General features: G+C 34.8%; 24 protein-coding genes and 2 tRNA genes. 8 read left to right on the forward strand and 18 right to left on the reverse strand.

Annotated features, from left to right (window positions below; translation table 11 throughout):
- Nucleotides 1-431: 431 nt before the first annotated feature.
- The 6 genes from ACHRWY_RS09375 to ACHRWY_RS09400 all read right to left on the reverse strand — a co-directional run bounded on the left by ACHRWY_RS09375 (nt 432) and on the right by ACHRWY_RS09400 (nt 3419).
- A complete protein-coding gene (locus ACHRWY_RS09375) occupies nt 432-899 on the reverse strand; it encodes a hypothetical protein (protein WP_395354065.1) in 468 nt (155 codons plus the stop codon).
- A gap of 98 nt (nt 900-997) precedes the next feature.
- On the reverse strand, nt 998-1228 hold the full coding sequence (locus ACHRWY_RS09380) for a hypothetical protein (RefSeq protein ID WP_395354066.1): 231 nt from the start codon (nt 1226-1228) through the stop codon (nt 998-1000).
- Nucleotides 1229-1342: 114 nt separating this feature from the next.
- Nucleotides 1343-1996 carry an ATP-binding cassette domain-containing protein gene (locus ACHRWY_RS09385; protein ID WP_395354068.1) on the reverse strand — a complete coding sequence of 218 codons (654 nt, stop codon included), beginning with the start codon at nt 1994-1996 and terminating at the stop codon, nt 1343-1345.
- Nucleotides 1977-2885 carry a hypothetical protein gene (locus ACHRWY_RS09390; RefSeq protein WP_395354070.1) on the reverse strand — a complete coding sequence of 303 codons (909 nt, stop codon included), beginning with the start codon at nt 2883-2885 and terminating at the stop codon, nt 1977-1979. Before ACHRWY_RS09390 ends, ACHRWY_RS09385 begins: the two co-directional genes overlap by 20 nt.
- 49 nt (nt 2886-2934) lie before the next feature.
- On the reverse strand, nt 2935-3069 hold the full coding sequence (locus ACHRWY_RS09395) for a class IIb bacteriocin, lactobin A/cerein 7B family (RefSeq protein ID WP_395354071.1): 135 nt from the start codon (nt 3067-3069) through the stop codon (nt 2935-2937).
- 65 nt (nt 3070-3134) lie between these two features.
- Nucleotides 3135-3419 carry a hypothetical protein gene (locus ACHRWY_RS09400; protein ID WP_395354073.1) on the reverse strand — a complete coding sequence of 95 codons (285 nt, stop codon included), beginning with the start codon at nt 3417-3419 and terminating at the stop codon, nt 3135-3137.
- Between the two features lie 377 nt (nt 3420-3796).
- Between ACHRWY_RS09400 and rseP the strand changes: the two genes are divergently transcribed.
- The 5 genes from rseP (at nt 3797) to ACHRWY_RS09425 (ending at nt 6262) form a co-directional block, all read left to right on the forward strand.
- On the forward strand, nt 3797-5137 hold the full coding sequence (gene rseP, locus ACHRWY_RS09405; RefSeq protein WP_395354075.1) for an RIP metalloprotease RseP: 1341 nt from the start codon (nt 3797-3799) through the stop codon (nt 5135-5137).
- An 86-nt stretch (nt 5138-5223) separates the two neighbouring features.
- Nucleotides 5224-5297 (forward strand) — tRNA-Asn (locus ACHRWY_RS09410).
- Between the two features lie 38 nt (nt 5298-5335).
- A tRNA-Asn gene (locus tag ACHRWY_RS09415) sits at nt 5336-5409 on the forward strand.
- Between the two features lie 251 nt (nt 5410-5660).
- A complete protein-coding gene (locus ACHRWY_RS09420) occupies nt 5661-5864 on the forward strand; it encodes a hypothetical protein (protein WP_395354076.1) in 204 nt (67 codons plus the stop codon).
- 32 nt (nt 5865-5896) lie between these two features.
- Complete coding sequence (locus ACHRWY_RS09425; RefSeq protein WP_395354078.1) at nt 5897-6262, forward strand: hypothetical protein; 366 nt, start codon at nt 5897-5899, stop codon at nt 6260-6262.
- Between the two features lie 160 nt (nt 6263-6422).
- Here the strand turns inward: ACHRWY_RS09425 and ACHRWY_RS09430 are convergent, their stop codons facing one another.
- From ACHRWY_RS09430 to ACHRWY_RS09440, 3 genes are all read right to left on the reverse strand, one after another.
- Entirely contained in the window at nt 6423-7130 is a 708-nt protein-coding gene (locus ACHRWY_RS09430) for a hypothetical protein (RefSeq protein ID WP_395354079.1), read from the reverse strand.
- Between the two features lie 182 nt (nt 7131-7312).
- On the reverse strand, nt 7313-8290 hold the full coding sequence (locus ACHRWY_RS09435) for a hypothetical protein (protein WP_395354081.1): 978 nt from the start codon (nt 8288-8290) through the stop codon (nt 7313-7315).
- Nucleotides 8291-8461: 171 nt separating this feature from the next.
- On the reverse strand, nt 8462-8740 hold the full coding sequence (locus tag ACHRWY_RS09440) for a hypothetical protein (protein ID WP_395354083.1): 279 nt from the start codon (nt 8738-8740) through the stop codon (nt 8462-8464).
- Nucleotides 8741-8927: 187 nt separating this feature from the next.
- Here ACHRWY_RS09440 and ACHRWY_RS09445 point away from each other — a divergent pair, with 187 nt between their 5' ends.
- Nucleotides 8928-9350, forward strand: coding sequence for a helix-turn-helix domain-containing protein (locus ACHRWY_RS09445; RefSeq protein WP_395354084.1), 423 nt, complete (start codon nt 8928-8930; stop codon nt 9348-9350).
- 18 nt (nt 9351-9368) lie between these two features.
- Here the strand turns inward: ACHRWY_RS09445 and ACHRWY_RS09450 are convergent, their stop codons facing one another.
- The 4 genes from ACHRWY_RS09450 to ACHRWY_RS09465 form a co-directional block, all read right to left on the reverse strand.
- Complete coding sequence (locus ACHRWY_RS09450; protein ID WP_395354085.1) at nt 9369-9908, reverse strand: alpha-ketoglutarate-dependent dioxygenase AlkB; 540 nt, start codon at nt 9906-9908, stop codon at nt 9369-9371.
- Nucleotides 9909-10008: 100 nt separating this feature from the next.
- The gene (locus ACHRWY_RS09455) at nt 10009-11529 is read right to left on the reverse strand and encodes a hypothetical protein (protein WP_395354086.1); all 1521 of its coding nucleotides are present in this window, start codon (nt 11527-11529) and stop codon (nt 10009-10011) included.
- 30 nt (nt 11530-11559) lie between these two features.
- A complete protein-coding gene (locus ACHRWY_RS09460) occupies nt 11560-12234 on the reverse strand; it encodes a hypothetical protein (protein ID WP_395354087.1) in 675 nt (224 codons plus the stop codon).
- 207 nt (nt 12235-12441) lie between these two features.
- Entirely contained in the window at nt 12442-13638 is a 1197-nt protein-coding gene (locus ACHRWY_RS09465; protein ID WP_395354088.1) for an aminopeptidase C, read from the reverse strand.
- Nucleotides 13639-13880: 242 nt separating this feature from the next.
- Here ACHRWY_RS09465 and ACHRWY_RS09470 point away from each other — a divergent pair, with 242 nt between their 5' ends.
- Together ACHRWY_RS09470 and ACHRWY_RS09475 are read left to right on the forward strand one after the other, a co-directional pair.
- A complete protein-coding gene (locus ACHRWY_RS09470) occupies nt 13881-14678 on the forward strand; it encodes a helix-turn-helix transcriptional regulator (protein WP_395354089.1) in 798 nt (265 codons plus the stop codon).
- A gap of 79 nt (nt 14679-14757) precedes the next feature.
- Complete coding sequence (locus tag ACHRWY_RS09475) at nt 14758-15618, forward strand: lysostaphin resistance A-like protein (protein ID WP_395354090.1); 861 nt, start codon at nt 14758-14760, stop codon at nt 15616-15618.
- Nucleotides 15619-15790: 172 nt separating this feature from the next.
- On the opposite strand, the gene ACHRWY_RS09480 is transcribed toward ACHRWY_RS09475, so the two are convergent.
- From ACHRWY_RS09480 to ACHRWY_RS09500, 5 genes are all read right to left on the reverse strand, one after another.
- Nucleotides 15791-16972 carry a hypothetical protein gene (locus tag ACHRWY_RS09480; protein ID WP_395354091.1) on the reverse strand — a complete coding sequence of 394 codons (1182 nt, stop codon included), beginning with the start codon at nt 16970-16972 and terminating at the stop codon, nt 15791-15793.
- 80 nt (nt 16973-17052) lie between these two features.
- Complete coding sequence (locus ACHRWY_RS09485) at nt 17053-18021, reverse strand: transporter (protein WP_395354092.1); 969 nt, start codon at nt 18019-18021, stop codon at nt 17053-17055.
- Between the two features lie 54 nt (nt 18022-18075).
- Nucleotides 18076-19263, reverse strand: a complete 1188-nt coding sequence (locus ACHRWY_RS09490) for a helix-turn-helix domain-containing protein (RefSeq protein WP_395354094.1) — start codon at nt 19261-19263, stop codon at nt 18076-18078.
- Nucleotides 19264-19394: 131 nt separating this feature from the next.
- Nucleotides 19395-19976: a DUF4136 domain-containing protein gene (locus ACHRWY_RS09495; RefSeq protein WP_395354095.1), complete on the reverse strand. Its 582-nt coding sequence runs from the start codon at nt 19974-19976 to the stop codon at nt 19395-19397.
- A gap of 255 nt (nt 19977-20231) precedes the next feature.
- Nucleotides 20232-20987, reverse strand: a complete 756-nt coding sequence (locus ACHRWY_RS09500) for a DUF6515 family protein (RefSeq protein WP_395354097.1) — start codon at nt 20985-20987, stop codon at nt 20232-20234.
- Nucleotides 20988-20999: the final 12 nt, after the last annotated feature.

Raw genomic sequence — 20999 nt, forward strand, 5'->3', positions numbered from 1 at the left:
CTACTTTTATTAGGGGTAATAATACTAAAGAAATTAAGATTGCTAAAACAATAATAAGGTAAATCGAAAAGCTTTTTGTTTTGTTTTTTGCAATAAGATTTTCAAGTGTATTTATTGCGTCTGAACTAAAATTCATTTTTTTAAATTGTAAAGAAAATTCTCTTTACAAGTCTTCTGAAAGAGAATTAGAGAAAAAACTAAAAAGATATATTCTAGATTTAATGCTGGAAATAGTAATATGCCTGACCCATTTCATATCCAATAAAATATAACATACACAACGTAATAATAGATGATACTACTATTTTTAAAAAGAGATCTTTTAAAAAAAATATATTTTACATATTCTTTCCTTTTTAATAGATTTTATTTCTAATTTAATAATTAATTTTTGAAGAAAATTTTTCAACGATTAAAGTTCTTTAGTTACATTATCTTTTTTCAGCATATTTGAATTTATCAAAATTCTTAGGCAAGTCATTTGTTATTAATAATTTATTAGAAGTCACATTGGGTTTAATTTGTATAACTTTTGTTTTTTCATCAATTTCGACTTCGTGCATGCTTCTCATGTTAACCACATCTAAATGCTGTACTTTGAATTTATATGTGCCTTTTTTTTGATCAATTATAACATATTCATTCGCTCTTAGTTGACCTAATTTTTTATCATCAATCCATATATTTAATCTAGCCGTATTATCAATTTTATGTGAAATACCAGCACCATTATATATGAGTATTTTGCCATTTCCAAGTTTATCTAATTCAACCTTCTCAAAACCACTTTTAATAAAAGTATATTCAGAAGGAATAGATTTTAATGCACACGAACATGCTAAAAATATTGGAAAAAAAAATGCTGTTTGCTTTATCTTTTTTAAAATAGAATGTATCATTTATGATTATATGAATGTTTGTTTTTTATTAAAGAACATCTCAATTATTATGAATTTTAAAAGAGCCCTGAAAAACTCAAGGCTCTTTTTTATTTAATTTAAAATATTCCTGTCGTAAGTAAATCACCTCTGTAAAAGCCAGTAGAGCTGCCAGGAGGATTAGAAACACTTCCGCCAGGTCCATTGACATTTTTGCTATTATTATTAGAAATTAAACCAACTCCTATTATTAATGCTCCAAGGGCAATAAAAGTAAAAAGATCTCCGCCACATACTTCCTTTACTTCCTGAGAATTAAGCTCTACTAAATTCAAATCTTCTAAATTCATAATTTTTAAAGTTTAAAATATTAAATAATAAATTTCAACAAAATCATTTTCCCGGGAACTTTTTTGTTACAGCAAACTTATCAGAGTTCCGTCCAATAAAATTGGACAGAAGTTTTAAATTCTCTTTTTTTTAGCATTAAGAAAAAGCTCCTCCTCGATAATAGAATACTGAAACTTTTCAAACTCTTGTATTTTAGTATTTTTTACTAAAAAAATACTATCACAATCTTTATAAAGTAATTCCAGAATATGAGAAGAAATAAAAACAACACTCGTTTTTGACAATTCCCTAATATAATTCATTAACAAGTAATTAGACTCCAAATCAAGACCATTAAAGGGTTCATCAAAAATATAAACAGTATATTCTTTTTGAAAAACAGCATTCATATAAGCTTTCTTTTTCATTCCAGTTGAAAAGGCCTTAATAAGTTTATTATCTGGAACATCGAATAAATTTTCAATATTTTTATTTTTCAGGTTTAATAATTCACGATAAAAATCAGAAAACTCCATCAAAGTCAATTCATTATAAATTGGCACCTCGGTTGGTATAAAAGCAATATCATTATTCTTTAACGGAAAATCATTATAAGATATTGATCCTTGAAAAGTAGTAAGCCCTGTTAAACATTTAAACAAAGTAGTTTTTCCTTCTCCATTTTTTCCTACCACACCATAAATACCATTCTTTAAAATAATTATATTAATGTCTTGTAAAATAATTTTGCTCATAAAGCTCTTTTTCTTAATATGAATCTCTAACATTTTGCAAATTATTTATTGTCCTTATGGACTTGTAATATAAAAAAGGTAAAATTAAAAAGGGTAAACCTATCTGGACAGTTCCAACAAAAAAAACAAAAAATATCTGTTGTAATAAGGGATTGACAAAAAAAGAATATTTAAACAAAATGCTTATTACAGGAAATAAAAAAACAAGAGGAATAAATAATAATAAATCCCATTGTTTAAAAACAATAAAACAAACTACTAAAACAGAGCTTATCATAAATGTGTTAATTAAAACAACTTGAATTTGTTTTAATAGATATTTTTTTGAGTCAAAATAAGTTGCTTTTAGATGTATTAATTCTTCTCGTTTAAACGAAGGCACACAACCAATAATAGCGACTATCAATAAAGTTGATATATTTAGATTCTCGTTGTTGTATTTATTTCCTAATATATTTAAGATAACGACTAGTGGTATGAAAAGAACAAATTTGTTCTTTCTAAAACAAATATGCCAAAACGGATCAAATAATTTAAATGGATATTTAAAAGTTTTATAATCTTTTTTAAAAATTAAAATTAATAAGGCAAGTATAGAAAGGTGAATTAAAAAAATATCAAATCTATTATTTACTATATAAATTAAGAGAAAAGGGAAACTATATATTAAATATTCCATGATCAATAAAAATTTATAATTTTTACTAACCTTCAGTAAGTCGAGATCTTCTCTGTTTTGATGATAAAAAACGAGTTCAAGAGTTGAAAGTACAAACAAGTAAGTATATTTTAAAAATATTTTATTTAAAAAATAACAAACAACAACATAGAAAAGTAAAAGTAAAACAATTGCTAAGTAATCATCTTTTGGCAGGATTTTCCTAAACCTAATTAAAATTAGATATTTCAGCTTTTTTATCATATTAATTTAATACTAATACATAAGCAGGGTTTTGACACCCTGCTCTTTATTAATATGCATTTGTTGAATACAATAACAAACCTATTAAAATTATAGGCCATATTCCGCCTTCTACTTCTTGCACCTCTTGTGCATTTAACTCAACCAAACCTAAATCTTCAAAATTTACTATTTCTAAATTCATAATTTTAAATTTTTAAAATATTAATAATGCTTTAAACAAAAATCATTTTCCCGGGAACTTTTTTGTTACAGCAAACTTATCAGAGTTCCGTCTAATAAACTTGGACGCAAATAAGAGCCTCCAAAAATTTCCTTTAATTCATGATCTGTAATAGTTTTTAGTGAAAAAATTAAGACAAGCTCAAAAGAGGTTTCGTAGTAAAAGGTTTGCCTCTTTTTACAATATCGTAAAGGCCCATCTAATTCTTTAATCAGTTCCAGTTCATTATAAAGCTGGCTCCTGCTTAAACTTAACTGTTTTGCAAAAGCAATGGGCGTCCCTGTTTTCCCGGCACAAATTAACTTATGCATCTTTTTAAATCTTTCAATTTTTTTAATAAAATTCATAGCAGAAAAGATTATGTTTTATAAAAACACCGAATGTTTGTCATATTGAAATCGATTGTGTTAATTATCAATAAACAGCTTCGTTTTTCAATTAAGATGAAATTAAAAAACATACTATTAAAAAACATCCACTAAAAGTTTTAAGAGTATTACAATAAGACAATTGTAACATTAAGGGCGAAAGAGTTACTAATTAGACAGAGATAAAATGAGCTTTTCTCAATTTATAAAAGTAAGCGCATTTATTAACAAACATTTAAAACCTTAAGTATTATCTTGCGGTCATAAATTAAATCAGAAAACGTTACTTTTGTGCGTTAAATACGAACTAAAAATACAAAATGGATATAGTTATCAAACTCTCTCAATTTCTATTGAGTTTATCTTTACTTATTATTCTTCACGAATTAGGGCATTTTATCCCTGCAAAATTATTTAAAACAAGAGTCGAAAAATTTTACTTATTTTTTGATGTTAAATATTCGCTGTTAAAAAAGAAAATTGGCGAAACTGAATACGGTATTGGCTGGCTGCCACTTGGAGGTTATGTAAAAATCTCCGGAATGATCGACGAAAGCATGGACAAGGAACAAATGTCTTTGCCTCCTCAACCGTGGGAATTTCGTTCTAAACCAGCATGGCAACGTTTGATTATTATGTTGGGCGGTGTTACAGTCAACTTTATTCTGGCATTTATTATTTACATTGGAATGGCGTTTGCTTACGGCGATACGTATGTTGCAAATGTGGATTTGAAAGATGGTGTCCTGGTCGAAAACCCTGTGATGATAAAAGCCGGTTTTAAAACCGGTGACAAATTCTTAGCGGTTGACGGACAAAAAATCGAAAATTTCGATAACGACATCAACATGAAAATTATCATGGCCAAAGAGGTTTTGATCGAAAGAAACGGACAACAACAAACCATCAAAATGCCTACAGATTTTGTAGATCAGTTGTCGAAACAAAAGAAAGCACCTCTTGTAGATATGAGGATTCCTTTTGCTGTAGCCAGTATTACCCCTGAATCAGGCAATACGGCTCTAAAACCAAAAGATGTAGTAGTTAGTCTTAACGGACAAGATGCAAGATATTTTGATCAGGTTAAAGTAATCTTAGAAAACAATAAAGGAAAAACGATTCCTGCTGTTGTTTTACGTGATTTGAAAAAAACACCTATTACAGTTAAAGTTTCTAATGCCGGAAAATTAGGTGTTAGTGTTGGTGGCTTAAATATCGAATCATTAGAAAAATTAGGATACTATAAAGTAAGTACAAAAAACTACAGTTTCTTTGAATCAATTCCGGTTGGATTAACAAAAGGGAAAGATCAATTGGTAGGTTACGGAAAACAGCTTAAAATGATTTTTAATCCTGAAACAAAAGCATACAAACAAGTAGGTGGTTTTGCGGCGATTTTTAACATTTTTCCAAGTTCATGGAGCTGGGAAACTTTCTGGTCGATCACGGCTTTATTGTCGATTATGCTTGGAGTTATGAATTTATTGCCAATTCCGGCACTTGATGGTGGTCATGTGATGTTTTTATTATACGAAATAATTAGCGGAAGAAAACCAAGTGATAAATTCCTTGAAAACGCCCAAATCGTTGGTTTCGTTCTACTTATATCGCTGCTTTTGTTCGCTAACGGAAACGATATTTATAAGGCAATTGTCAAGTAGCAAAAAAAATTTATAAAAAGTGCAAAAATGTTTTTGAGAAACTAAAAAATGATCTATATTTGCACTCGCTAAAAAGAGCAACAACTTCCTCCTTAGCTCAGTTGGTTAGAGCATCTGACTGTTAATCAGAGGGTCCTTGGTTCGAGCCCAAGAGGGGGAGCAACTTTTTTTAGCAAACATATTTACCTTTAAGGTGATTCCTCCTTAGCTCAGTTGGTTAGAGCATCTGACTGTTAATCAGAGGGTCCTTGGTTCGAGCCCAAGAGGGGGAGCTTATTAAATACCACTTACAAACGTAAGTGGTATTTTTTTTTGCTCTCTTAGTTTTCTATATTTATTTATATTTTTTTGTAAATTTGTATCATCATTAAACATATTTCAAACACTACCGAAAGAGTAAATCTAGCCTTGAAGCAAATGGAAAAAGCTATGCCAATTGTCAAGCAACAAGTCGCTGTTTACGAAAAAAACATATCTTTAGGCAAAGACCAGAAGAAACCACCAATAGCTCCGCAATTTAAAAATGTCTAAACCCGTTTTAATTGTTATTGCGGGATGTAACGGATCTGGAAAATCAACTTTTTCTAAACTTCTTTCTCCCGACAATTTTATTCCTTTTGATTATAATTTTCAATTTTTAAGATTTTACAATTCGTTAATTGATTCGGACATACGAGAAGCAATGGCTCATCAAATGGCCTTTAATGAATTAGAAAAATCAGATTAAAAAAGCGATTGAAAATAAATCAAGTTTTTGCTATGAAACGAATTTCAATTCAACTCCTCTTTATTGGCCTGATATATTCAAAAATAACGGATACGATTTACAACTTCTTTCTGTGTTTGGACACAATTGCGGAAGCTAAAAAAAGAGTTGCTATTCGCGTAGAAAATGGAGGCCATTTTGTACCAGAAAGTGAAATTGAAAAACGATATTATGATGGATACAATAATTTAAATACATTTTTCGATTGTTTTGACTATGCAGATCTATATGACTCTTCGAAGTACCTAGAGAAGCCTTCCCATATTTTATCAATTGAATCGGGCAAAATCTCGTCTATAACGAATTTACCTGATTATTTAAATGCTTTACTTCCAAATGCAATTAAAACAATTCCATAAAAAGCAATAAAAAAGAACTTATTTTTTTACTAGTCTTTTTTTTGTGTGCCTTTATAAAAAACATCACTAATGGTTTCAGGCACAATACATCATAATTCATGCATTTCCCACAGTTGAAACCGCGTTCTATGATTGAATTGACCGTAAATACCAGTGATTCTTAGTTTCTGACCAGTTTGTCATGCTTCACTACATTATTGCCTATGTTCTTGCTTTCGAACAAAAGCATAGCCTCATTTGCTTTGTCTGCCTGTTCGATTCCTTTTAAGGATTGTGCATAGCGGTAGTAATACATCGCATCTAAATCTGTAGTCATACCAATCAGTTCTTCGTAGTATTTGGCTGCGGTTGCCAGATCTCCGTCAAAATAAGCCCTGTCTGCTACTTTTGTAAGCATGTCTACCGATTTATAACCTTTATCCAAAACCTTGGCGTATGTTTTGACAACATCTATCGCTAAATATTTTGCAGGTTCTGATGGCGCAATTACATCAACCCTGATTGGTTTTATAACTATAGCAATAGTATCAGCAAAGGTTTTGGACTGTAGCGCTAGCTGGACATTTTTTACTTTTGGTTTTCTGTATATGGGAGTGACAACCCGCGTGTTATTGGGCCCTAAATCGTAAGTGTTAACCATATCTAATTTTGAAACTTCGTATTTGGTTATTCTTTTTCCAAAAGTCATGTTAATCGTTTCTTCGACATAATACGCCACTATGACAAGACCGTCTTTGGGGCCGTTATCCGGATCTGAAGATGTGCTTGCGTTCATCAACCGGGCAGAAGCATGATTATTACTTTGTCCAAAAGACTGAAAAGAAAAAACAGACATCATCGCTATAAAGTATCCTACATACGCTTTCATGATACGTCAATAAGGTTTCGACCAATAAACACAACATAAAGATACTGATTTTGAGTTACTTATGTTTTATTTTGACTGTAAATTGCCTGAAAACCCGTTTAAGTACCTGTTTTTGATTGTTTGGGTTGAATAGCTCTCTAATTTCGGGGCATGTTATCGAAATTTTCCAGCCCATAATCCGGCTATTCTTTGGCCACTTTATAGGTTAGATTTTTAATTTCAAACAATTTCATCATGGCATCTGCCTGCTCCATTTGATTAATTCCTTTTAAGGATTGGGCATACCGATAATAATATACCGGATCTAAATTTTTAGTCATACTAAACAACTCCGAGTAGCATTTAACAGCCGTAACCGAATCACCATCAAAATATGCCCTGTCGCCAACCCTTGTAAGCATTTCTATAGATTTATAGCCTTTGTCTAAAACTTTAGCATAGGTTTTTACCACATCTATAGACAACGATTTTGCTCCTGGTGTAGGCGCTATTACCCCCACATTGACGGGTTTAAAAGCAGGTGACGTATGCTTTGCAGCGGTTTTTGACTTGAATGCCGTTTCAGCTATTTTTTCTTTTGCTTTGGTAACAGTCGAATCTGTCTTTATGGGTTTTAAAGCAACAGTCGCAATTGCTTCTGATTCTGGCTTTACATTGGTTATTTTTTCTTTTGATCTTTTGTCTGCCGCATCATCTTTTGCGAATCTTGCAGCAGGATCTACAAAAGCTTTTGACTCTGGTTCTGTTTCGTCCGGTTTTTCTTTTGATTTTCTATATATGGCATCCATCCGGGTGGATTTGAAAGCATTGACGGCAGGATCAACCAATGCTTTTGGCCCAAGTGCTACTCTTGTATTTCTATTTTTGGGTCTTCCGTATATAGGAGTTATGGTTCTTGTGTTTTGAGGGCCAAGATCGTAAGTACTGATCATACTTAATCTTGAAACCTTATATTCAGTAACACTTCTGCCAAAAGTTTTATTAATCGTTTCTACCACATAATATCCTTCTATAATACGATCATCGTTCCCACTATTGTCCGGCATTGACGCCGTATTGGGAGTTGTTGCAACCGCAGTTGCTTTGTTGATGCTTTGTCCAAAACTATCGATAGAAAAAACAGCTATAATCACTATATAGTAAACTGCAAAGGCTTTCATAATAAATCGATAAAATTATTTCAATTCTGTTTAATTTTATGCGAATATACTGCAATTTAGCTATTTATAAACCATAAAACCTACAAAAAGCACTCGTGCTCCTTATAATATTACCTTTTATTGTTGGTAAGGAACTGAAATCATTTTACCGACTATTTGCTTTTAAACCCATTATCCCCTAATAATTTCACGGCAGGCTTTCTCGATTTCCTGATCTGTAAAGGGTTCAAGTGCTTTTACCAGCATTCTGCTCGTTTTAATACAGCTTATCATTTTAGTTCTCAAATCGAGTTCATTGCCTATTTCAGTTTCGAGAATGTTTTCGAAAATTTCGGTTAAATAATCTGGCTGGTCCCTAAACTCTCCTATCATCCAAAGAGTTGAAAGAAATTTGGCTACAGCAGGCATAACTTCATGATGTGGCGACTGATTGTAATTTTCGTTTTCCATTGTGGTAATTGGTTTTATAATTTTACTTTTTTTAATTGCTTTTCGTACGAAAAATTGTACTTTTGTTAAAACGCCGCAATTAAGTAAGTCTTTTTATTGTACCGTATCATTTTTGGCTGTATCATACGCCACTAAATATGTTTTTTACATATTTCTTATTATTACACTTAATTATTATCTTTGAATTATGAGCACACTATCAAAACCAAATCATATAGGGCGAAAAATAAGCCGTATTCGTGAACTTCGAGATATGAAACAGGAAGCATTGGCGCAAGCTTTAGGAACCAACCAACAAGCTATTTCGGCTATTGAAAACAGTGAAACTATAGAGGAAGAAAAATTAATTGAAGTAGCAAAAGCTCTTGGCGTAACGGTGGAAGCCATTAAAAATTTCTCTGACGAAGCTGCTATTAATTATTTTAATAACATTTACGACAATGATTTTAGTCATAGTAATGGTGCAACATTACAACCAAGTAATTGCTCCTTTAATCCATTAGATAAAATGATGGAATTCGTTGAAGAAAACCGAAAGCTTTACGAACGTTTGGTTCAGGCTGAGAAAGAAAAAAATGAGTATTTGGAAAAATTATTGAAAGAGAAGTAATCTTTCAAAAAACACAAATCAAACTATCAACTTCCTAAAAGTAATACTAATCCTTTCGGCAGCATCATTTCCTGCTTCGGGCAAAATAGAGTGAAGCCAAAACTCCTGAACGGTTTGGGTCATATAAAACAAACTATTGGGCTCAAGTGCTATATCGTGAGTAAGAGTAGCATCGAGCTTATTTTTAAATCTCATGGTTCTTTTATTGCCCAATGAAACAATGGCAATGCCGGTATGATCTGCGAGAATATCGACTTGGTCAGAATGAAAACCCATTTTTGATGCTCCGTTTTCATAATAATTAACAAGACAATTATTTATCGCAAAACCAAGCTTTTCTTCGACTACCGCAGCAACTTCAAAAATATAATCAGGAAAGGGAACAAACGGATACGATATATTAGAGTAATTGTAAGGAACACCATAACTAATGGTTTTTCTGGATTTAATTTCCTCATTCCAATCAGAATCCATTTTTATTTTTTGGAACAAAAGCCCGGGATTGGGCAGAAGATTTTCTTCTGTTTTTATTTCGCTAAGCAATTCTTTTAAGTCCATTTCAACCGTTTTTACTGCAATGTATAAAAAAAACTACCGTTTTCACGATAGTTTTTGCTTTTGATTTAAATTAAATCTTATACAGTAAATCATTTTTAATTTAACTCAGTGGTGGCGGAATTGTTCCTTGGGCAATATACTTTAAGCCTGTAATTCCGGGCAAAAACAAATACAAACCTCCATCTGTACGTATAAAACGGCTAAGATTTGGAGTTTGATTATAAGTTCCGTTTTTATTATAGGAAAAAGTAAAATCCCCAGGGTTAGTATCGGCAACCTGTGGCCCAAAAAGCGGATCAACACCACTGCTATTGGGCGAAGCATCTGGATTTCTGAAACCGCCCAATTCTAACCAGAGTTTGGTAACAAAACGAAACTGAAAATCAAGAACAGCACCAATAAACAATCCTACCAATCCTCGTTGTATGCCCGGTTTTTCGTCAGGATCGTATACGGGGCCATAAGGCGACGCGCGCCTTAAAATCCGGTGTGTTTGAGCATTGTTATTGTTTCCGGTAACATTGATATCGTCCCTTGGATTTGCTCTCCGGATATGAGCCGCATAAGGACATTTTAAGGCCAGTTCGTCACTAGTCTGATCGCCTTGCTGGTTTGGGCTTGGCGCTAAATAATTGAAGTTTGTAAAATTAAAATTCTTCGTACTGGGTTCTCCCAGACTTTTATCTTCTTTATCAGGCGACACAACAAGCGGTGTACCGTCGCGCCAGCGTCCGCACATTTTCGCAGCCATTAATTCAGGCGAAGTTGTGCTGTCTGAATGAATGAATGCCTCAAATTTAGCCTCGTCCTGATACAACAACCTAAAGGCTGCAAATGTACCGTTTACTAATAAAGTATGTGCATTATAATCTGATGCATCCTGACTGATGACAAAACGATCCAGCGGAACTTTTGGCCTGTCGTCGATACTGCTTACCCCCATTAATTTTCTTATCTTGGGTTTGTTCCACAAAATATCATCAATACGGGGCTGAGACAAACTATCGCGATAGCCAAAATGCACATAATCTGAATTTCCATCGACCGTTATAGGATCTGAATCCTGATAATATACCGGAATTACGGCTGGTCCTGATGGTGTTTCTGCAATCATGTTCAACAAAGTCGCATAATATTTTTCTCTGTTTTCGGGCGTTAAGGTAAAAAGCGTTAACTGGATATGAAGCTCGCTTCCGTCAGCGCCTGGCGGTTCTTTAGGGATCCAGCCTCCGTTTTTCCACCAGTTGGCGGGAGCGCTTTCGCCTGTATCACCCATTGCGCCTGCGTCACTCACCGCGCCTGCTGTAAACGACAAAAAGACTTCATCACTTGAATAATAACTTATTACATTGCAATTATCTGAACCTACCAGAGTTTCTAAACCTGAATAGGTAAAACCAATATTAAGGCAATAATCGGGTTTCTCCATGTTTTCCCACGGTTCTGCAGTGGTAATAGACAAACCTCCGGAACCGGTTCCTGAAGCGAGATCTGCACAGAATTTTTTTGCTCCTGCGCTATCTTTTATACTTAAAATAATGTACCGGATATGAGGGAAATTATATCCCCGCAATATTAATCCCTGTACATCATTCATTTCAACCTGATTTGAATTGCTCATAGTTTATCTTCATTAAGATTAGATTTCAAACTATTTACAATCCGGTTTTTGAGATTTCGGAAAATCATAACTTACCTCACCCGGAACCGGTGGCCATAATTTATCAGCATTTGGATAGTTATCAATAATTTTTGCTACGGTAAGTCCCGGGAAATTGGTTCCAAAAACATATTTTCCGTTTTTGTCTCCGGCAGATAAAACCGGATCCCCAAAATTGTAGCGCATCAATAAACAGTAAAACGCGAGGGCATTTTTCTTAACGCCTCCCATTTTTGCAATATAATTTGCTGATGTTTTTCCGTTAGGGTCTACATTTGGAATTCCGGTTTCATCCATTAAAAGCAGTAAATTATTTAAGCCGTTTACCACTGCATCAATTTCAAAAAAAGCACTAATATAAGCATCAAACTGTCCGTCGTAAATAGACATTACAACCAACACGTCTTTTCCCGGAAAGGACTGAAATCCCGGAACAGGTATTCCCGGAGTTGGCGTTCCGTCTGCTTGTGCATAAATCGTAAAATAATGAACTCCGGTTGTTTTGCGCGGATCTCCTGTTGGAGCGGTTACCGGGGCAGCAGCTTCTTTGACCTTTTGGGCTGCTCCCATTGCCTCGGCTAAAAAGCCTTTTTTTAGAGGAATAAATAAAAATAACAGATGCTGCTGATCTGTAATGGGTACTGTGATTACTTGGGGTGTTGACATGGTTTATTTGTTTATTTGATGGTCCTACTCTGTTCAGGCTTTTCGGAAAACGCCTCTTAAATACTTAAGCAACACGAATTTAGGCATACTAAATGCAAACCAAGCCCAGTAGTTATACCTGATTTAACAGTTGTTAATCTGCAAAAAAAATAGCGCTGCAATTGCTTGCAGCGCTATTTTTTATTTTTATAAAATTTAAGGCAAATCTTAAACCCCTAACTTCTTGGCGATATCTGTTGGAATTCCGCCTTTGTTTACTAACAAAGCAGTCGTTTTGTATTTCACAAAATTTTTGGTTACAAACAAGAAACCTTTATAGTCGTTTGTTTCTCCCCATGAATTTTTTACGATGTAATATTCTTTTCCGGACTGATCTTTGGCAAGACCAATAATGTGCATTCCGTGATCGTCTGTTGTCGTGTAGTTATCAAATGCTGTCTGACGCATTTCCGGCGTGATTTCAGGTTCTGCTTTTGGTCCGTTAAACATATCTGCTTTTTCTTCGGCAGTCATGTCTTCAAACTTTTTGGTTGGTACATAGGCTACACCGTTTTTCCAGCTAAAGCTTTTCTCGCTTACATCTGTTGCCCATGCTACTGTGTACCCTTTTTTCAATGCATTGTCGATAACATCGGTCATGTCGTTTACTTTTACGTTGTAAACCTGATCAAATGACCAGTTGTCCGGCACCATCATGGTTGTTTTTTGGTAATATGGAGAAGTGGTAAACGATGACATTTCTACATACTCATCAGGATTAATTCCTACTACATCTTTGGCAAATGTTTGTGGCGTATAGTTTTTTCCTTTGTAAGTAAAGTTTTCAGGCACTTTTCCTAAATAAGAATCAATAACAGCAGCATACGCTTTTTGCCAGTTTGGAGTTAATTCTCCGTTTGGATTTTTAACCACAGCAGTCAGGACGCCTTCGATAAGCGCTGCCATTTCTCCAAATTTATTTTTGTCTGTTCCGTAGTTTAATCCTGTGTAAACTTCTCTTGGTACAGTTCCGTATTTTTTATACATATTAATTACATCGTGCAATGCACCACCGTCGCCCAAAGTAACAGCTCCGTGCATGCGTACATAATTGATTCCTTTTTCAACATATACATTTCTTGCAGAATAAATTTGAGACAGCTCAACAGGTTGTTTTCCTAAACGGATCATTTCTGATTCTAAGAAAGAGTTTGTCGAATAACTCCAGCAAGTTCCCGATGAACCCTGTAATTTTACCGAAGTGGTTCCCAGATTAATTACCTCAGTGAATTTAAAGTTTTCTTTACTTTTTTCGCTTGCATTCAATTTTAGTGAATTCACTAAAATGTCTTGTGCAAAACAGCCAGTCGCCCCAACAAAAAATACCGAAGCCGCAAGTACTGATTTGAATGAAAATGTATTCATAATTTATATTTAATGATTTGATAAATTAGTAGTTGTAATTTACAATTTGTTACAAAACAATTAAATTTTAGTTAATAAAACTAGACTCAGAGCGTTAATTTTTACAAAATGTTTTTTTTAAGCTACCAAACCTTACAAATTATGCAAAACGTATAATCCTGAAAGAATCTAAAACAATCGGGCGTTTATTTTACTTGTTTATGTAGTACTTTAGTCGCTGAAATTCATACGATACTCCTGAAATGTACGAACTGGAAAAAGAGACTTATTTAGGCAATACCAAAAACATTTTCAACAATACGCAGGGAATTGCGGTTGTTGAAACAGAGTATAAAAATAAGGTTTACGAAGGCTGGCACTCGCACAATAACGCTCACATTACGCTTTTCCTGAAAGGCGGAACGACCGAAAAACGAAAAAATTTTAGTGAAAACGTTGGCCCGGGTTCGCTCTTGTTTTATCATAGTGACGAATTGCATCTTAATCAGGATACGCTTTTTCCGTCTAAAAACATCAATATCGAAATTGAAGATCATTTGCTCAAAGAACTTGAGCTAACCGAAGCGATTATCGAAAAATCAGTGCAGCATACGGCACTTACCAAGTTTTTAATTCTGAAGATTTTTAAGGAATGCCAGGTTGCCGATGCTTTTTCGGGCGATACGATCCAGATGTTGTTTGTGCAATTATCGAATGCCAATACCCATTTAGAACGTTTCGAAAAAAGTCCGTTTTGGGTCAAAAGCCTCAACGAGTTATTAAATGATTCCTGGAACGAGAATCCGGGTTTGCAGGATTTGGCACAGGTTTTAAACGTAAACCCTATTACGATATCCAAACACTTTCCTAAATATTTTGGCTGTACGCTGGGAGAATACATGCGCCGAATGAAAATAAACCGTTCGCTTGCGCTCATACAATCCAGTGATCATAATTTAACCGAAATTGGTTTTCAATGCGGTTTTGCCGATCAGAGCCATTTTATCAGAACATTTAAAAACCAAACGGGATTTTTGCCCAAACAATTTCAGAAGTTATAAAGGAGGCAAATTTCATTCTATTTTTTGGTTTTGATGCAGGCTACTTTTGCTTCATCATAAATCATTAGACCCAATTAAAATGGAAACCCTTACTACAAAACAAAAAATATTTAATTTTCCCGTTACCAAAATTATTCTTGCCCTGCTTACTTTTATGGCGTTTGTGGTTATCGGACAGCAAATTGCCGTAAAATTACTGGCCTTAACCCCTCTCGAAAAAGAATACAGAAATCTTCTTAAAGGTGTTTTTGTTTCGGCTTTAGCCATTACCAGCTATATTCTTTTCTTTAAAAACTATGAAAAAAGAGCCGTAACTGAATTTGCCGTAAAAGGTTTGTCCGGAAACCTCATCGCAGGCACTATAATTGGTTTTGTTTTACAGTCCCTCACCATTCTGGTAATGTACCTTAACGGAAATTATAGTATTGTTGCTGTAAATCCGGTTTCGTTTATTCTGATCCCGCTTGCAGTTGCCTTTACCATTGCCATTATCGAAGAGATTTTAGTGCGGGGTATTGTGTTTAGAATCATCGAAGAAAAACTGGGTACGTATATTTCGCTTTGTGTTTCGGCAATTATTTTTGGCGCATTGCATTTGTCAAATCCAAACAGTAATTTGTTTTCCGGATTGTGTGTTACCATTGCAGGTTTTTTATTGGGTGCCGCTTTTGTTTACAGCCGAAATTTATGGTTGCCGATTGCTTTACATTTTGCCTGGAATTTTACACAATCTGGTATTTATGGAGCGATCACATCCGGAAACGAAAAAACGGGCAGCTTAATCGTAAGCAAAATACAAGGGGCTACACTCATAACCGGAGGGGCATTTGGTCCCGAAGGCAGCATTCAGGCTACCTTATTCTGCCTGATTGCCACCATTATATTATTGGCTTTAAGCCACAAAGAAAATAAAATCATAAAACCTTACTGGAAAAAATAATTAAGAAACTCAGTCAAAAAACAAAGTCCTGCAATAATCTTGCAGGACTTTGTTTTTTTGCGAGCACCTGAACGACAGCGAACAGCCAAAACAACTTCATAAATTTATAGCCATTGAATGTGCGGAAATTTTTGAAATTCGTGTCTACTGATTTATATTGATTATTGAAAATTTATCTCAGCCAGTTACTTCCAAATACCACATAATAAGCCCAGTCTTCATTACCTCTTGCAACGTCAACTCCCATGCGTAGTTTGAATTTGCGGGCCAGTAAATACCTAAACCCTGTTCCGTAACTGTAAACGACCGGTTTGGCAAAAGCTTTATCCCAATCGTTAAAAGCACTGGCAACACCACCATATCCCATAAGGCTCCATCTTCGGTACAAATCCCATCTTAGTTCACCCTCGGTCACGATACTGGCTTTACCCTGATATCGGGCAGCGGGAATCCCTCTCAGGTTAATTCCCGGCCGAAGATAAAAAGGTGGACTTCCAAAAGCCTGTTCTCCTTCGATCCTGAGTCCTCCAATTAATTTTTTGGTTAAGGGATAATAGCCAATGGCAGATAAATTTAACCGCCAGGCATCATAATCGCTCCCAATTGAATTATCAGACCAGAAAAAATCTGATTGCAATCGTATGCCTTTATCCGGAGTAAAGATGTTATCACGTCCGTCAAACTGAATCGCTGCTCCTAACTGACTCACAACACTGTTCACATCTTTGAGTTTGGCAAAGGATGGAAGATTGCTTAAATCCGGAAAATTAATTTTAGAATCTAACAAGAAATATTGTGGGCCTGCACTCCATTTTGCATTTCGAAACTGCTTCATGACTCGTGCGTAAAAAACAAATGATTTAAAATTAAGGTCAATTTCTTTATCTTTCCCGGTAGGCAAATTTTCGTAAAAAGACATGTTTACATCTCCGTAGCCAGCCCCCACACGGTACATTATTTTTGATTTGATAAAACTACCTGCCCTAAATGCACCTGCAACCCAGCTCTTATTACCGGTATACATTCCCATCGCTCCTGTAATATCAGGATCTATAAATCTTTTCTTTCCGTTTTCATCAATAATCGGGTCGTGCTTTTTTAGAAAAATGGGTACAATGGCCCCTCCAATGCCGCCCAAAGCCGGTTCGGTAATAAGCGTAGGAACCACAACAAAACCATGTGCATAAATAATGTAATCGCTTAAATCGAATGCTCCGTCCAGCGAGTCTTTTACAGTAATATGTGGTTTTTGCCCCATCATTGTAAAAGACAGGATAAAGAAAAGATTTGCGAGAAAGATTTTTCGGAAAGATTTTGTACTTCTCCTGGCAGAGTCTGAATATTTATTTCTCATTTAAAATAATTTAAAATTTATTACATCCCTTAAAACCATCCACTTTAACTAAAAAAACAGCTTCGTAGCTGCTCTTTAGATTATTTTTTTTTGAAACTAAACACATGAGCCAATGTCAGGAAAAAGGTATTTCCCTGAAATCTGTTAATCGCACCAACCTCAGCGATCCAACGAAATCCTGCCGAAGTACTACAGCCAATATGATAGTAATTTAACTCTGCACCAAGACCCCCAATCCTGTCTTTATCTGTTTCGATAGTACCAAAAACCGGAACGGGTATTTTATCATTGCTTACTTTATATTGCAAATAATAAATCAATCCTGCGTTAAGAATTCCTTTTGGGGCTGTTTTTTCAGCATTCATCATGTAAAATGTCTTTCCCAAACCTCCTTCAATACTTAAAATATCCCCGGTTTTAATATCGCTATCTTTCTTTTTTCCGTTAAGCTCATAAGAGGCCAAAGCCGAAAAATGAATTGTTTTTTTATCATTAAAGAACAAAGTTGTTCCGGCCGAAAACTCATTCATAAACATGCCCAGACCGCTATTATCAGAAGCGCCCAAATCGAATTTTCCGGTTGGTAAATAGATTTGATAGCTCAAAACAAAATCGGCTCTTTTATGGTGCCAGCCTAACTGTACCGGTACGATATAAGTATCGGTCAGGGCAAAAGGACTTTTGGAGTCTAAAGTATTTCCCTGAATTCTATTGGATGCAAATGCCAGCAAAACCGATGCTCCGTAATTGGCGCCCAGAATTTTAAAATCGCTTACATAACTTGCGCCTACCCCTGTAATGAACATATTCAGGTCAGGATTGGCAATCGATTTATCGCCATCGGCATTTCGTAGAGATGAAGCACTGTAAAAGTAACCCGGTACATAGACACTTAAGGTATTTTCAGGAGTCTGGGTTCCGGACTGCAGTCCCATTGCCCCCAGGATATGTCCTCCTTTAAGTTGGGCATGGCTGACAAAACAAACCAATAAAAGCGTCAATACAAAAGCTGATTTGATGCGTCCTTGTATATTAAATTTGGTTTTCATAACTGATGTTTTAAAAATGTACTAAAACTTCGCCACTACTTTTTATAAGCTTTCTTAGTTGGAAGTTTGTTTTAAATAATAGGTATTTGTTTTTTCCGGACTTATCCTGATTACTTTAAAATATTCCGAAGGCGATTTTCCGGTATGTTTTATAAAAGCCCTAAAACAAGTCGTCCTGGATTTAAAACCGGAACCCCAGGCCATGCCTTCTAAGGATAAATCTTTCCACTCGGGCTCGTTTATTTTTTCTTTAAAATATTCTATCCTTTTTAGATTTACGTAATCCTGAAAATGAAGACTAAATTCTGAATTGATTAAATTTGAAATATGATGTACCGATATCCCGGTTTCGTCAGCTATATCACGAATCACGAGATCTTTCTTTAAAAAGAGTTTTTTTTCTTCAAAAATGCCCTCTAGTTGTGTGAGATAAAGTTCTTTTTTCTCGGGGGTCAATTCTTTTACAAGCGGTAATGGGGGTTTGTTTTCTGTTGTTCCTGCTAATATGGGTTCCTGATCGTTATTGGCTATACTCTCGTTTGAATCATAAAAAATTTGCGGTTTAAAATAGAGCCAGCTTACTGTAAAAATCAAAACCGATGATATTAAAATATAACAGGAGAAATCAATTTTATCTACTCTTGTAATTAAAAAATAATGCACAAAAAGGGTTGAAAACAAAAACAATATCATCAAATTATAGACCCTGATCCAGCTTAATATCTTTATACTCTCAAAGTGATCTTTTTTTATTTTTTTTAAATCATAATTCAAAATCATCATGGTCTGACAAAAAGCATAGAATAACCAGACACTCAGGCTCAACATCGAAAAAGGGCTCTTTATTTTGGAAGAAAGATTTTTAATAATCTGTAAATCGATAAAATTTCCTATCCAGACAAATAGCGTCAGACCAAAGTAAATCAGAAAAGGTAAAAAATGAAGCCAGTCGTATTTTCTAAAAATTTTGTCTGAAAACAAAATACTTCTTACATATAAAAAGGCTGAAGGGGCTACTAAAAAGATAAATGATTTTGTGATCATAAATAAATCAGGAAAATCTTTAAAACCATTTGCTGATAAGTAAAAATTATAAATGCTGACTACCGCAAGGCTAAAGAGGAAGAGTCCCAGAAAAAAACTTTTTGAATAATTTTTTTTGGAAAAAAGCACCATAAAAGATGTTGCAAAGCCTACTATTGTTGCTATAAAAAAGAAAAGCGAGAGTACTATACCAATCATGAGTCTTGAGTTTATTTTGTACGTATCCTTTTTCCTTTCAAAATAAATTTAAAAGAAGGTTTTTTCACTTTTTGTTATACAGTTCTGCTTATCTGCAGCAGATAAGCAGAACTGTATAACACTATTCTAAGCTATTTTTTTGCTGATCCGGGAGGAAAACCTGCCAGGATTTTTTTGATCGAATTACCCACAAATTCTTCCGGATTGTCTGGTTTGCTGTCGATTTGAGCATTTCCAATTCCCTGCCAGATTAGTTTCTGGGTTTTTGAAGAGACAATATCAATGATCAGTGAGCCATCAACATAATCGTAAGAGTTAAATGTAGTATTAGCGCCCCCCATCATGGCACCACCCCCCCAATATCCGTATGGACGGTACATTCCGCCATAACCATAAAAATCTGTATTGGCTGATACCGATGTTTTGTTTTTCAGGATGGTTACTGCGTTTACTTTTAAATCCGGATTGCTGGTCGTTTCTGTAAAACCTTTGTTGATCAGTTCGGCACGGATTGCTTTTGTAATACGGTCCGCATTCAATTGATTGATCTGACCCTCCTGAGCTTTTAAATCGTAAAATGCAAAAGTTTTGTATTCGCTAAAATTAGCAGCATGATCATAATCAGTTGTAACTTTTACGGTAGGAGAACAACTGTAAATTAAACCCAAAAACAACATTGGGATTATACGAAGATTCTTTCTTTTAATATTCATCTTGAGGTATTTAAATTAATGATTCAATTAGTTTAACTTGAAATTCTTAAAATCGTGCTTAAATCCTGAATATACGGGAAATCATGTTAAATAGTTATTTAAATACACTCAAACAACTACTAACCAATGCTTTACCTAAAACTCAAAGATAAGCGATTTTATTTAATTAACATAACGCTATTGGTAAAATTCTTACTTATTTGTTCCGGACCATGTATAAGCTTAACAGACACTGTCCGGAATGTTTTTGAGTTTCTATTTTCCCTGTACAACAACATAACTGTCTTGTCCGTCTTTTGAAATAGGCTGGTAATACACATTGTTATAAATCAAATACTTTTGACCATCAATGGTTTTTTCTTCAGCTCCTTCGGGAAGATGTGCCACAACAGCCCCAACCGGTGCATTTACTACTTTATACTTACTGGTATCTTTTGCGTAATAGGTTCCGCCATAGTAATAATACACTGTACCGGAAACGTTTATCGTTACATATCCTTTTGGCAATTCTGAAATTGTTGCTCCAAGTGGTGCCGGTACTACTTTGTAACCGTTAGATTCTTTTACATAATACACGCCGTCATCATAATTATAATTCGTATTTTCTACTGATATAACAATAGCTGCCGTGGTTAATGTTGCGGCAAAAAATCCGATTGGATACCAGGTTGGGCCCCAATAATAAGGTACAAAAGGATGATATGCATAAGGAAACGGTACCGGATAAGGATGAAATGGCGGTGGCAACGGTCTGGGATATGGATACGGATGTGGGTACGGATGCGGTGGTGGCGGCAGTGGCCTTGGCGGAATTGGTCGAGGTGCAGGCGGAATTGGTCGCGGCGCCGGCATAGGTCTTGGCGATGGCATAGGCATTGGGCGTGGCATTGGCCTTGGTGGTGCAAAATGACCAAAACGCTGTGCTGTTGCGTCTTCCGGAATCATAATTAACAAGGCAAAAAATGCGATAATTATGAGTGAGATTTTATTTTTGGGTTGATATGATTTCATAACTATGGAGTT

The organism is Flavobacterium sp. FlaQc-48 (assembly GCF_044007335.1).
In the GTDB taxonomy this organism is placed as follows: Bacteria; Bacteroidota; Bacteroidia; order Flavobacteriales; family Flavobacteriaceae; genus Flavobacterium.

What these genes read in the sequence shown, in the direction of transcription:
- ACHRWY_RS09375 (WP_395354065.1), bottom strand. Translation starts at nt 899, where the DNA reads ATGATACATTCTATTTTAAAAAAGATAAAGCAAACAGCATTTTTTTTT.
- ACHRWY_RS09380 (WP_395354066.1), bottom strand. Translation starts at nt 1,228, where the DNA reads ATGAATTTAGAAGATTTGAATTTAGTAGAGCTTAATTCTCAGGAAGTA.
- ACHRWY_RS09385 (WP_395354068.1), bottom strand. Translation starts at nt 1,996, where the DNA reads ATGTTAGAGATTCATATTAAGAAAAAGAGCTTTATGAGCAAAATTATT.
- ACHRWY_RS09390 (WP_395354070.1), bottom strand. Translation starts at nt 2,885, where the DNA reads ATGATAAAAAAGCTGAAATATCTAATTTTAATTAGGTTTAGGAAAATC.
- ACHRWY_RS09395 (WP_395354071.1), bottom strand. Translation starts at nt 3,069, where the DNA reads ATGAATTTAGAAATAGTAAATTTTGAAGATTTAGGTTTGGTTGAGTTA.
- ACHRWY_RS09400 (WP_395354073.1), bottom strand. Translation starts at nt 3,419, where the DNA reads ATGCATAAGTTAATTTGTGCCGGGAAAACAGGGACGCCCATTGCTTTT.
- rseP (WP_395354075.1), top strand. Translation starts at nt 3,797, where the DNA reads ATGGATATAGTTATCAAACTCTCTCAATTTCTATTGAGTTTATCTTTA.
- ACHRWY_RS09420 (WP_395354076.1), top strand. Translation starts at nt 5,661, where the DNA reads ATGTCTAAACCCGTTTTAATTGTTATTGCGGGATGTAACGGATCTGGA.
- ACHRWY_RS09425 (WP_395354078.1), top strand. Translation starts at nt 5,897, where the DNA reads ATGAAACGAATTTCAATTCAACTCCTCTTTATTGGCCTGATATATTCA.
- ACHRWY_RS09430 (WP_395354079.1), bottom strand. Translation starts at nt 7,130, where the DNA reads ATGAAAGCGTATGTAGGATACTTTATAGCGATGATGTCTGTTTTTTCT.
- ACHRWY_RS09435 (WP_395354081.1), bottom strand. Translation starts at nt 8,290, where the DNA reads ATGAAAGCCTTTGCAGTTTACTATATAGTGATTATAGCTGTTTTTTCT.
- ACHRWY_RS09440 (WP_395354083.1), bottom strand. Translation starts at nt 8,740, where the DNA reads ATGGAAAACGAAAATTACAATCAGTCGCCACATCATGAAGTTATGCCT.
- ACHRWY_RS09445 (WP_395354084.1), top strand. Translation starts at nt 8,928, where the DNA reads ATGAGCACACTATCAAAACCAAATCATATAGGGCGAAAAATAAGCCGT.
- ACHRWY_RS09450 (WP_395354085.1), bottom strand. Translation starts at nt 9,908, where the DNA reads ATGGACTTAAAAGAATTGCTTAGCGAAATAAAAACAGAAGAAAATCTT.
- ACHRWY_RS09455 (WP_395354086.1), bottom strand. Translation starts at nt 11,529, where the DNA reads ATGAGCAATTCAAATCAGGTTGAAATGAATGATGTACAGGGATTAATA.
- ACHRWY_RS09460 (WP_395354087.1), bottom strand. Translation starts at nt 12,234, where the DNA reads ATGTCAACACCCCAAGTAATCACAGTACCCATTACAGATCAGCAGCAT.
- ACHRWY_RS09465 (WP_395354088.1), bottom strand. Translation starts at nt 13,638, where the DNA reads ATGAATACATTTTCATTCAAATCAGTACTTGCGGCTTCGGTATTTTTT.
- ACHRWY_RS09470 (WP_395354089.1), top strand. Translation starts at nt 13,881, where the DNA reads ATGTACGAACTGGAAAAAGAGACTTATTTAGGCAATACCAAAAACATT.
- ACHRWY_RS09475 (WP_395354090.1), top strand. Translation starts at nt 14,758, where the DNA reads ATGGAAACCCTTACTACAAAACAAAAAATATTTAATTTTCCCGTTACC.
- ACHRWY_RS09480 (WP_395354091.1), bottom strand. Translation starts at nt 16,972, where the DNA reads ATGAGAAATAAATATTCAGACTCTGCCAGGAGAAGTACAAAATCTTTC.
- ACHRWY_RS09485 (WP_395354092.1), bottom strand. Translation starts at nt 18,021, where the DNA reads ATGAAAACCAAATTTAATATACAAGGACGCATCAAATCAGCTTTTGTA.
- ACHRWY_RS09490 (WP_395354094.1), bottom strand. Translation starts at nt 19,263, where the DNA reads ATGATTGGTATAGTACTCTCGCTTTTCTTTTTTATAGCAACAATAGTA.
- ACHRWY_RS09495 (WP_395354095.1), bottom strand. Translation starts at nt 19,976, where the DNA reads ATGAATATTAAAAGAAAGAATCTTCGTATAATCCCAATGTTGTTTTTG.
- ACHRWY_RS09500 (WP_395354097.1), bottom strand. Translation starts at nt 20,987, where the DNA reads ATGAAATCATATCAACCCAAAAATAAAATCTCACTCATAATTATCGCA.